7 protein-coding genes are annotated in these 10,680 nt (G+C 46.8%); all 7 read left to right on the top strand.

Going from position 1 to position 10,680, the window contains the following annotated elements:
- The coding region (locus WG89_RS31095) for a hypothetical protein (RefSeq protein WP_216638445.1) at window positions 1–590 on the top strand (590 nt) is incomplete at its 5' end.
- Between the two features lie 21 nt (window positions 591–611).
- Window positions 612–1,544, top strand: a complete 933-nt coding sequence (locus WG89_RS06670; protein WP_062263159.1) for a glycosyltransferase family 2 protein — start codon at window positions 612–614, stop codon at window positions 1,542–1,544.
- Between the two features lie 2 nt (window positions 1,545–1,546).
- Window positions 1,547–2,464 carry a glycosyltransferase family 2 protein gene (locus WG89_RS06665; RefSeq protein ID WP_062263157.1) on the top strand — a complete coding sequence of 306 codons (918 nt, stop codon included), beginning with the start codon at window positions 1,547–1,549 and terminating at the stop codon, window positions 2,462–2,464.
- Between the two features lie 8 nt (window positions 2,465–2,472).
- Window positions 2,473–3,390 (top strand): glycoside hydrolase family 16 protein, encoded by a 918-nt coding sequence (locus WG89_RS06660; RefSeq protein WP_153301463.1) that lies wholly within the window; start codon window positions 2,473–2,475, stop codon window positions 3,388–3,390.
- A 31-nt stretch (window positions 3,391–3,421) separates the two neighbouring features.
- A complete protein-coding gene (locus WG89_RS06655) occupies window positions 3,422–4,795 on the top strand; it encodes an undecaprenyl-phosphate glucose phosphotransferase (protein ID WP_062263152.1) in 1,374 nt (457 codons plus the stop codon).
- A gap of 148 nt (window positions 4,796–4,943) precedes the next feature.
- The gene (locus WG89_RS06650) at window positions 4,944–5,792 is read left to right on the top strand and encodes a helix-turn-helix transcriptional regulator (protein ID WP_062263149.1); all 849 of its coding nucleotides are present in this window, start codon (window positions 4,944–4,946) and stop codon (window positions 5,790–5,792) included.
- A gap of 183 nt (window positions 5,793–5,975) precedes the next feature.
- Entirely contained in the window at window positions 5,976–10,664 is a 4,689-nt protein-coding gene (locus WG89_RS06645; RefSeq protein WP_062263146.1) for an OTU domain-containing protein, read from the top strand.
- Window positions 10,665–10,680: the final 16 nt, after the last annotated feature.

Genomic DNA, 10,680 nt, shown 5'->3' with positions numbered 1-10,680 from the left:
CGGCAAGAAATACCTCAGTAGCTTTGCTGTTGCAGAAAGGGATAGGCCGTTACCTCTATGGTTCCGCCTATGCTTATCCGGAAGTGTTTATAGGTGAAACCGACTCTATGGCGCACAGTGATTTATTGGCTTTGCCCATGCTCTCTACAGAATCCTTGAGAGCGCTCTCGGTTGGCAGTGAATACACCCGGGCTGAGAAAACACTGCGAGTGGTTGGTGTTGAAGATTCTTATACGTCTTTAGACGTTTGTGTAGGGGATGAAGTCGCAGGCAATTGCAGCAAATGCATAAAGTGCCTGAGAACATTGCTGACTCTCGATATAGCCGGTGAGCTGGATAAGTACTCCGGAGTGTTTGATCTGAAGGTCTATCATCAGCACAAAGACCGATACTGCAGCAGGATTCTCGTGAGCAGGGCACCACTGGAGCGTGAAATTGCCCTTCTTGCCAGTAAAAGGTCTTTCCGCTTCTCATTATCGTCCCACTTTGGCTCACTGGTTCGTTTTTGTACCAGTGGGAGTAAATACGTTTTCAGGCGTTCAAAAAGGCTGGTTAGCAAGTTTTCCGGCAACTCGGTTAATGCTCTTTAACCTATCATCAGGAAGAATTCTGTGACCTCAAGTGATGTTTCAAATCTTGATGTTTCGGTAGTTATTGCTGCCTGGAACGCTGCTGATTTTATCCAAAAATCGATTGATTCTGCTCTTAGTCAGGAAGGTGTTCAGGTAGAAGTGATCGTAGTTGATGATGCTTCCGAAGATCACACTGCTGATATTGTTAAAAGCTACCAGGATGAGCGTGTTGTTCTGATTAGGGCAGAAGAGAATGGTGGTCCGGGGGCAGCCAGAAATCTGGGGTTTGTCGCTGCAAGGGGAGATTGGATTGCTGTACTGGATTCGGATGATTACTTTTTACCGGGCCGTCTTTCGAGCCTACTGGGCAAAGCAGATGAGGCAACCGATATCCTTCTTGACCCTGTAGTTGAGCAGCAATTCGGGAGGGAAGAGAAAGTACCTTTCTTCAAACAGGGCGAGCTACCTGCTGATGAGTTAACTCTGCCATACCTTGTTTCAACCAATCTGATTTTTACCAATATCAAGTCAACGGGCTATCTGAAGCCGGTGTTTTGCCGGCGGTTTCTGCAGGAGAAAGGTATTGCTTACTGGTCAGAAGTGCGGATAGGTGAAGATTATTATTTCCTTGCAGCCTGCCTCGCCAAGGGGGCAAAAGCCAGAATGGCTGAACAGTCCGGATATGTTTATACCATACGCCCAGGATCTATCTCCCGGACCATGAATGTAGAAAATATCAACGTTCTTCTGGCCAACGATGTGCGCTTTTTGTCGGAGTTTACTTTGGAGGAAGAGAGCATCCGTGCCCAGAAATTTCGAACCAGAAACCTGAACCGTGGTCGGGACTTTTTGCAACTGGTGCGGTTTATCAAGGGCAGGCAGGTACTCAAGGCTTTGAAACTTGTGTTTAATTCACCAGGGTGCTCGTTACTGCTCTGGCTTCCTGTACGCAAAAGACTGCTGGGGTACTAGTCATGAAAGTTCTTGCTGCAACACTCACGACGGGTACACGTAATGAGACGTTTATTAAGTGTATTGAAAGTCTGATAAACCAGAAACTGCCTGAGCGAATAGAGCTTTCTATAGTTGTTGTAGAAAACAATCAGGAGCCAGACAAGGCTGTACAGTCCATCATTAATAAACTGAGAAAGCGTTCCTCTCTGAACATCTATCATGAATTGGAGTGTCAGCGGGGTATTCCCCACGCCAGAAACCGGGCTCTGAAATTAGCGAATGAACTGGGCTTTAGTCATCTGGCCTTTATTGATGACGACGCTTTTGCCGAGCAGGACTGGATTGCTCAACTGGCCCATACGGTCAGGAAGCACAAATGCCAAGCCGTGACTGGACCTCAAAAAGCGATCTTTCCCGAGGATACATCATCATTGTTCAGGAATGCTCCGGTTTACCATGAGCGGAAAATCAACGATGGACAGAGAGTCAGCTGGGGAGCGACTAACAATATCCTGATGGATGTGGACTTCCTCTCTCAGAAGAGCCTGCAATTTAACAGTAAGTTGATTAATGGTGGGGAGGATAAGGAATTACTGTTGAGGGCGACACATTCCGGAGCTTCTGTCTACTGGTGTCAGAAGGCTATTGTCAGAGAATACATTGCTGAAGATAGGCTGAAGTGTCAGTGGGCCATAAGAAGAACATTCCGTATGGGAGCCACTGGACTAATGATTGAGCGGAGTAATAAATCCGGCACTAAAGCGGTATTAACCTGTCTCTTTAAAGGCAGTGCTTACCTGGCTCGCGGTTTGTTAACCCTGCCCCTTTACGGATTTTTTTCGAGTAAATCCCTCCTTGAGTCACTGTGTGACTTATCCCATGGATATGGCTTTTACTATGGCCTTTTATCAGGCGGGACCGTTCGTTCTTACACTTGAAGATCAACATGGACGAAAAGCAAAATACAGACTGGAGAATTGCCAGGTTATTGCTGACTCTTGTGGCCATGGTGGTGAGTAATGGCTCTCCCGCCAGCGAATGGACGCTGGTTTGGCAGGATGAGTTTGACTACACCGGTTTACCTGACAGCAGAAAATGGAATTACGAAGAAGGCTACATTCGTAATTCTGAGCTTCAGACTTATACCCGGGATCGGCGCAATGCCCGTGTAGAAGAGGGAGTTCTGGTCATAGAGGCTCATCAGTTAGGTCGTACAGATGCCAATGTCTGCACGTCCGGCAACCGGCTCATCCAATGGTGGTGCCGAAAGACGGGTAGAGAGAAAGGCGCTTTTCACTACAGTTCTGCAAGCCTGACGACTCAATCCCGATTTGAATGGACTCATGGCCGTGTTGAAGTCAGGGCTAAATTGCCACAAGGGCGTGGTGTCTGGCCAGCTATCTGGTTGTTAGGTGCCAGTATTGAAGAAGTGGGCTGGCCTGCGACTGGAGAGATCGACATCATGGAGTTTGTCGGTTATCAACCGGATCGCATTCACGCTGCATTGCATACTGAAAGCAGAAACCATAGAAAAGGTAATGCCGCTACGGGTTCTCTACCTGTCACTGATACAGGGACCATGTTTCATACTTATGCTGTGGAATGGTCCAATGGATCTATAGATTTCTACTTTGATGATCAGAAGTATTTCAGTTATCAGAAGGAAGGAAACAGTTCAGCAGACTGGCCTTTTGATGACTCTATGTATCTGATTATAAACCTGGCTGTTGGAGGAGGCTGGGGAGGAAAAGAAGGTATCGATCATTCCATTTTTCCTCAGCAGTACCTCATCGATTTCGTCCGCATTTATCAACACAAACTCACCGCTGAAGTTCGCCGTCCTAAGGATATGGCAAAGCACTAAACCTTTCGTTCAGAAAAAGGCAGTAATAAAAATGTACGATTCATCTGATAGACGCTCTTTGAGCGTTCTACTTCTCTTTGTGCTTTCTGATTTGTTTATAGCACTGGCCAGTGGCTGGTTTGCCTATATGATGCGTTTTGGGGATCTGAATATTCCTGATTCTTACCTGACGCTGATCATTATTTTTTCACTTCTGGCTGTTGTTTCTTTTGGTGTATTTGGTCCAAACAGTGCCTGGCATCGGTATCCATGGATTGAGCAGATCAAAAGGCTGGCCACAGCCTTTGTGGTGGCGTTTAGTGGATTGCTCCTTATTTTGGTGGCTTTCAAGATGTCTCATGAGTACTCAAGAGTCTGGTTATCAATATGGATGCTGACTCATGCCACTCTGATTGTCCTGTTCTATTCGATGATTTCAGTGACTGTGAAACGATACTGGGCCAGAGAAGAGAATGCCCGTTCGGTATTGATTATCGGAAAGGGGGCAGGTTTCAAGAAAACCATTGACCAGTTTCTGAAACCCAATAGTGAAGGCTACATCATCAAAGATGCCATTTATTTTGAGAGTCTTGAGGATGCCCTGTCTCAATTACAAAGCAGGATAAATGATGGAAAACAGTTTGATGCCTACTGGATTTTTCTGCCGCTGAGTTGCAGTGATGCGGTAAAGGATATTGTTCATACCTTGAGGCATGAAACGGGTGATATCCAGTACATGCCTGGCTTGAGCGAGTTACCACTGATTAATCATCAGGTAACTACTATTGGTGATCTTTATTCTTTTGATATTACCCGGAGCCCACTGGGTGGTTTTAACAGTATTCTGAAGAGAGCAGAAGATATTGTGATTGCCTCTTTAATTCTGATCCTGATCAGCCCTCTGTGCCTGTTGATTGCACTGGTTGTTAAATTGTCTTCACCCGGACCGGTTCTCTTCAAGCAGTACCGGTATGGCAAGGGAAAAGAGAAGATCAAGGTTTACAAGTTCAGGTCAATGAAAGTGCATCAGGAGGACTCTGGCTCAGTCACTCAGGCTATTAAGGGTGACCCACGGATTACCAGAGTAGGCGCCTTTCTGCGTTGCACCAGTCTTGATGAGTTGCCTCAGTTTATCAATGTGCTCCAGGGTCGTATGTCCATTGTAGGTCCCAGACCACATGCTGTTGCCCATAACGAACAGTATAAAGAGCTGGTGGACTCTTATATGAAGCGTCACAAGATTAAACCCGGTATTACCGGCCTCGCTCAGGTTAATGGCTACCGGGGAGAAACAGATACGCTAGAGAAAATGCAGAAACGAGTTGAATTCGACATTAAGTACCTGGAGCAGTGGTCTTTGTGGCTTGATGTGAAAATTGTTTTCAAGACAGTCTTTAAAGGGTTTATCAGCGATAAAGCCTATTAATTCGAGTCTTGGTTTAAATGCTGATGCAGAAAGCTTCCGCTTAACTCTTTAGGACTATTAGAAAACGATCAACTGTTGACGTATATCAACACTTTAGAGAGGAAGATTACCAATTATCACGTGACTTAAAACATAATACGAAATCACCATGCTCGAATCAGCCACGATTGCCAGGCAGATCGACGGCTTTCTTTCCAATGGAAGACTCCGACGTATCTGGTTTGCCTCGCACACCGACGAATATCCCCACAATGCCTTTCTGGTGAAATTCGCCAGAATGGTGGTGGTTCTGGAAGGGACCTACCTCACCGCTATTGGCCACAGAGGCCAATATCAGGAAGTAAAAGCTCAGCAGGGTGATGTGATTTATATACCCTCCCAGACTTGGGATCTACCGGACTGGAATACCAATGGCAAAGTATTGACTCTGTTATTTGGCCATTATCAGATCGGTATGAGTCTGACCTACAGTGATTATCATGATAAAGCGTCATCCGTCGTTAAGCACAGTGTTCCTGAACCCATGCAGCAGGAAGGTCTTTATCTGGAAAAGGCTTTGTGCGAATCAGCACTCGCAGCTCGAGATAATGGTACTGCCGCCTGTATTGCCGAAGGGCTTTTAAGGTATTGTCGGGGCAGAATTGAAGATCATCGGTTTTCTCATTCAGGTCGTTCAAACGACAAGTGGCGTGCTATTAGCATGTATCTCCAGAAAAATTTCAGTGCCAAGATCACCCGTGAGTCGGTGGCTCTTGAATACGGAATTTCTCCCAACCACCTATCCCGGCTTTTCAGGGAAGAAGGGGGGGTGGGATTCAACGAATATCTGACTTTGGTCAGGATCGACAGGGCCAAGATGCTGCTCAGCCAGTATCAGATGAATATGTCCGAAATCGCTGCCAGAACCGGCTTCAAGGACAGCAGTTATATGGGTAGGGTATTTCGTAAACACACCGGTATGACGTTGGGTGAGTACCGAGCCAAATACGCCGCTTGAAAAAGTGATTTCTCACGGATGAGAAACTTTCCCTCCTGAAACACTCTATGACAGAGTTCCTCCTTTCTTATTCTCTACTCTCTTTTAGTCATCACTAATGTCGGCTTTTTGACGGTTTTTCCTGGGAATCTTGCTCTTTTCTATAGTGCTTATAACAGGCGTATATTGCACAGGGAGAAAAGAATGCTCGGACAGTTAGAATCACTCAGCAGGCAGCTTCAGGGGTTGAGTTGTCATGAAAGGGAAGAGTTAGGAGCATCAGCAGAGCATAAAGGTATAGCTCTCAAAGCAGGCAATACAAAGTCCTGGACAGGAATGCTGGTTTCTCTTGCTGTGAATCAAGGGGTTTCACAGGAAGAAAGGGCTGCACTGATAGAAAAGCTGGAAGGTCTGTGCGAGCTAGCTGACAAATTTTCTACGAAAAGCAACCTCAAAGCGCGTTTGATCACGCCCATCAAAGACGCTGGCCGATGCATCACGAAACATGATCTGGCCGAAATTACCCAAGCTCTGGAAAGTTGTGAGCGAGCTTCCTACGAGCATCTCACAGACTGGTTCTTACAAAGCCTGCCTTTGGTGTTAGCTGAAGAAAACTGTGGAGCTGAAGGGGCTGACCCTCGATTGGTGGCAAAGCTTGTAACAGCAATGCGTGGTGAGATTAAGAAATATAATGTGGCTCATCTGCCATTGATTCTTCCAAGGGCATTGGATCGAGCCCGATCTCAGCGTCAGTGTCATGCATCTTTTGTCGAAGCTGCCAAACAGGTAGCTACTGAATATAAAGTTGATTTTTTTGCACCTGACATGACACCAAAGCAGAGAAGTTTATTCGTAAACTATCGAAGTCTCTTCGGTCAGAATGAAATCAGTGACATGGACCTGCATTTTGCTGTCGTTCATAACATTCTTGATGGCGCTGTCTTTCAGACCTCCGGCGTAAAGCCAAAGATTATGAGAACGTCTGTGAATCTTCCCAGGATCATGGGCGTCATTCAGCAGAAAAGACTTCAGCCAGAGAGAGAAAGAATACCAGAGCCTGTTTTACCTCCTCGACAGCCTGTTGCTAAAAAAGAGCGAATACAACATCAGCAAAAACCGGTTCAAAAGAAAACATCGGCAGAGCAAAAGCCAGCCCTGTCGGATGCAGAGTATTTCAGGCAGGAAGCCAGTGCAGTACTGGGTCAAGGCTCCGAAGAGACCGTTGAGAGGTTGCTGGAAAGACAACTGATTGATCTTGCCGGGTTCAGAAAAGAAGGCATCGAGAAAAGAAGAGCACTGATAGAAGATGCCTCTTTCGAAATGACGGTCAAGGATTCACAGATCCATCAGCAGGTAGATCAACCTATTGAACCTTTGGCTCAGCCAGTGGTGGATGATCTGCCTCCACCGATCGATATGACCATGTCTCTGAGGTTGGCTCCCAGAATACCGGATCATCTGGACGTCCGATATCAACCTGCATTCGCAGAGTTCAGAAAGCGTATAGGAGAGCATGAATTCAGCGATAATGAGCTGGTTAGAGCACTGGAACAAGGGCTGATTGAGTCTGCCATTTTTTATCAGACAGACTATTCCTCTGCCCAGCTAAGAGCTCTGGTGGATCTGGATAATCTGAAAATAAAGCTGGCACAGGAAGCGTTGGGTATCGGCTCGGGACCTGCCCAGGTCCAGATATTGTCTGATGATGAGCGTGCCGTTAAAGACATCCTGATGGGGTCAAATTTCACGATCGATGAAGCAGAACCGCTGGCTATTCAGTTGGTGCAGAGGCAATGGATAAACACAGGGCAGCTGAGGGCAGAGAAGGATCTGCAGAATCGGAGAGACCTGGTATCGGATGCGCTGGGGAATCTCAAACTTCAGGAGTCCGGTGCCAGCCAAAGGGTTCAAAATCAGTCCGAGGGGAAACCAAGGACAATGCCTGTCATGAGTCTTAGGGGAGTGCCTTCTCTGCCTGATCCCATGGAGCAGATTAATCGTTTAAAAGACACCTTATACCGATTAGAAGGCTCCAGAGAAAAGGTGGATGCTTTGGTTGACGAAGGTCTGCTGAATTTCGAAGTGTTGAAGCTTTATGCCAATGATGTTGAAGCAGATGGGATTTTTAGAAATTACCTTGAGCAGCGTAAAGCCGAATACAGAAGAGAGATTGGTCCTTTGCCAGGAGAACAGAAGGATCTCTGGCAATCCAATGTTGAACAGTTTCAGCTCTATCTGCATTACAAAGACCTTCGCTATGAGATTTTAAATGCACTCACCCGTCAGTTTTGTGAGCTTTGCTCCGAACCTGGGATTCCTCCTGCACAAAAAGAAGAGCTGATACAGATCTACTTTGACAGTTACTTGCCCAAAGTCTCTGAGAACACAAGAAAGCCTCTGGCAATAAACCTCATACTGCAGAATGTTGAAAAATTCAGACCCAGAATGGATCAACGCCTGTTCGCTCAACTGGAGCAGGGGCTATTGCAGCTGGTTCCGGAGCCAGAGCTTTCACCCCTTCCCAGTCCTGTAGAGACTCATCCGCCACAATCGTTGACCAGGCCAGAAACCGGATTGGACACACCAGGGGTAGAAGCTATGCCTGACGCGGCTCTGGAACGATTTGAGTCTGCATTGAGCTATTACGGGCAAAAGTACAAATTGTCAGAAAGGGATCTGGAAATCATCAAAAGAATGCCGCCAGTGGATATTGAGTCCCGGCAGTTTGAGAATCAGATCTTTGCCTGGGCTGCTCTCAGGGATAAAAAAATACCATTGTCGTTTTTAGAGTTTCATAGTTTAGCTTCAAAGAACCTGATCACCGAGGAAATGTGCGGAGAAGTCATAGTGGCTTATGGTCGTTGGGATAAAGGCAGCGATCGTCAGGAAGGAAAGCGCCTCTTCAAAGAAGCTGCGATTCCCATCATGAGGGCTTTCTGCAAATCTCATCCTGCTTTAGCTGCAGCCTCAGATACCGAGCTGGAAAATCTAACCGTACTGAACTTGTGGAATCCTCGTCTGAAAAGTGATCTGGATGCCATGATCAATCTTTACGCCATGCATTCAGTACTGTCTGATCAGCATCTGAACACCCGGGATATTGCTTATGCAGCCAGTGAACATCTGGTGACCCCCAGGGAGGCTGCCCATGCTTCAACCTATGTTCCTGATGAAGTGGAGCGGATGAAGCAACTGCGGAGACAGGCCAGTGGCGACGCTTATGTTCAAACAATGAGTCAGGTACCTGAAGTGGGTGAGAGAAGCCGGACACCCAGTCTGACAACCTTTCAAGTCTGTGATGAACTGGTTCGTTACCACAAAAATCCTGACGTTTACTTCAGGGCTTATATGAAAAGCCAACCGGTGCATAGGAAGAAAATTAATACCTGTATCAAGCATCTTGGTCTGGCTACAGCTCATATCTCATTGAGCAATCAATATGCGCTTGAAGATAACATCAGGGGCTGGTGTGGCTTTAAGGCTGAGGATCAACAGTGGCCAGCCTATCTGTGTGATGTGCTGCGTGACTACATCGAGGAAAAACGAGCAAACCCTACGACAGGGTTGGAATTCTTCAAGAGATATGATCAGGCAGTACAAGATCACATGCGTATCATGGTATGGAATATGGGTAATCAGCAGTTGTCGGGTATGGCGGAACGAATGCAGCAATATACCCCTCTGCTGGAAGCTTCTTCGGTAACAGGCCAGTTCGCCAAACATATCGTAGAGAGGGAAGACTTCCAGAACAGTTACAACCGCCCTGAAGTCACTCAGTTTCTGGTTAATGAGTTGGGTTCTCGCCTGGGGCAGAAAACCGTTCCCGATGGCAGTTGTGGCTTTCATGCTATCGCCCATGCTACGGGTGACTCACCACTGGAGGTGAGAAGACGCTGCGCCTGGGCTGCCAGAGATATTGACGTCTATATGAGAACAGGAGACGTTAATCAGCTTTCTTCAACGAACCCTGCCTATATTGATCGTGTCGTTAGAGTAGCTCAGCAGAGATTACAGGATGAGGAAGAGCTGATTATTGCTTTTGAGTCCGCTCCCGGCAATCGAGTTGAATTTCTTGATCACCCTCTGGAAGAAGAAGGCGTTCCTGATGGCAGAGTACCGGAAGACTATTGGATGAAAACCGAGGATCTGCAGTTTGTATCAGTAGCCTATGGTCGTCCATCTATATATGTCATTAACCCCGGAATCCTGATCGAAGGCAATCAGCCGGTAGAATATTGTTTTAATGAGTTCGGTGAAAGGGAGCTGTTGTGGGGAGATATGGATCGTGCTCATGAGGTGCTGGGCCAGAAAGGGATTGTTGGTCTCATGAATCTGGGTCGAAAAGGTTGGGAGCATTGGGAGCCTATTGTTCCTCTGCCGCCTCACCGCAGAAAACCCAGGCCTGTACACGTTGTGCCTGAACCCGTGGCTCCTCAGAAAGATCCACAGAAATACCAGCAGCGAATGGATCAGCAAAGAGGCTATATGGAAAGCCTCAGGGTAGAGAACAGGGCGGTTGCCGGTCAGGCATTTGTGGCTCCTGAACTGCCAGTAAAACAGCTCGACCGATTCCGGGTTGAATTGAAAGCTGGTCCGCATTTCAAGCCGAAAAACATCTCTTTTACTACGAGTAAAGCAACGGATACCAGGATTGAGAGTGTAGAAACGGAAGTTGAGCTTAAGGAAACTGTTGAGCGAGAAGATGTGGGGATTGTTGCTAAAGACAAGCCAACAATACAAGGACAGATTGTTGGCACTTATCCTTCAAAGTGGGCTGTCGGCATGCCTCTGGATCCCAATCTGGTATGTCCCAAGTGCAATATCCAATATCAGATTGGTGGTATTCAGTATCTGAGACGGCATGTAAACGACTATGACCATGAAAAGGAATGAGTTCTCCAGCCTGCTT

The sequence above is a fragment of the Endozoicomonas arenosclerae genome (genome assembly GCF_001562015.1).
Taxonomy (GTDB): Bacteria; Pseudomonadota; Gammaproteobacteria; order Pseudomonadales; family Endozoicomonadaceae; genus Endozoicomonas_A; species Endozoicomonas_A arenosclerae.
Note: the sequence above shows the minus strand (reverse complement) of the source record. Positions and strands in the feature narration are given on the sequence as shown.

Bases quoted from the DNA above. Each gene is read 5' to 3' on its own strand.
- WG89_RS06645 (WP_062263146.1), top strand. From the start codon at position 5,976: ATGCTCGGACAGTTAGAATCACTCAGCAGGCAGCTTCAGGGGTTGAGT.
- WG89_RS06665 (WP_062263157.1), top strand. From the start codon at position 1,547: ATGAAAGTTCTTGCTGCAACACTCACGACGGGTACACGTAATGAGACG.
- WG89_RS06660 (WP_153301463.1), top strand. From the start codon at position 2,473: ATGGACGAAAAGCAAAATACAGACTGGAGAATTGCCAGGTTATTGCTG.
- WG89_RS06650 (WP_062263149.1), top strand. From the start codon at position 4,944: ATGCTCGAATCAGCCACGATTGCCAGGCAGATCGACGGCTTTCTTTCC.
- WG89_RS06655 (WP_062263152.1), top strand. From the start codon at position 3,422: ATGTACGATTCATCTGATAGACGCTCTTTGAGCGTTCTACTTCTCTTT.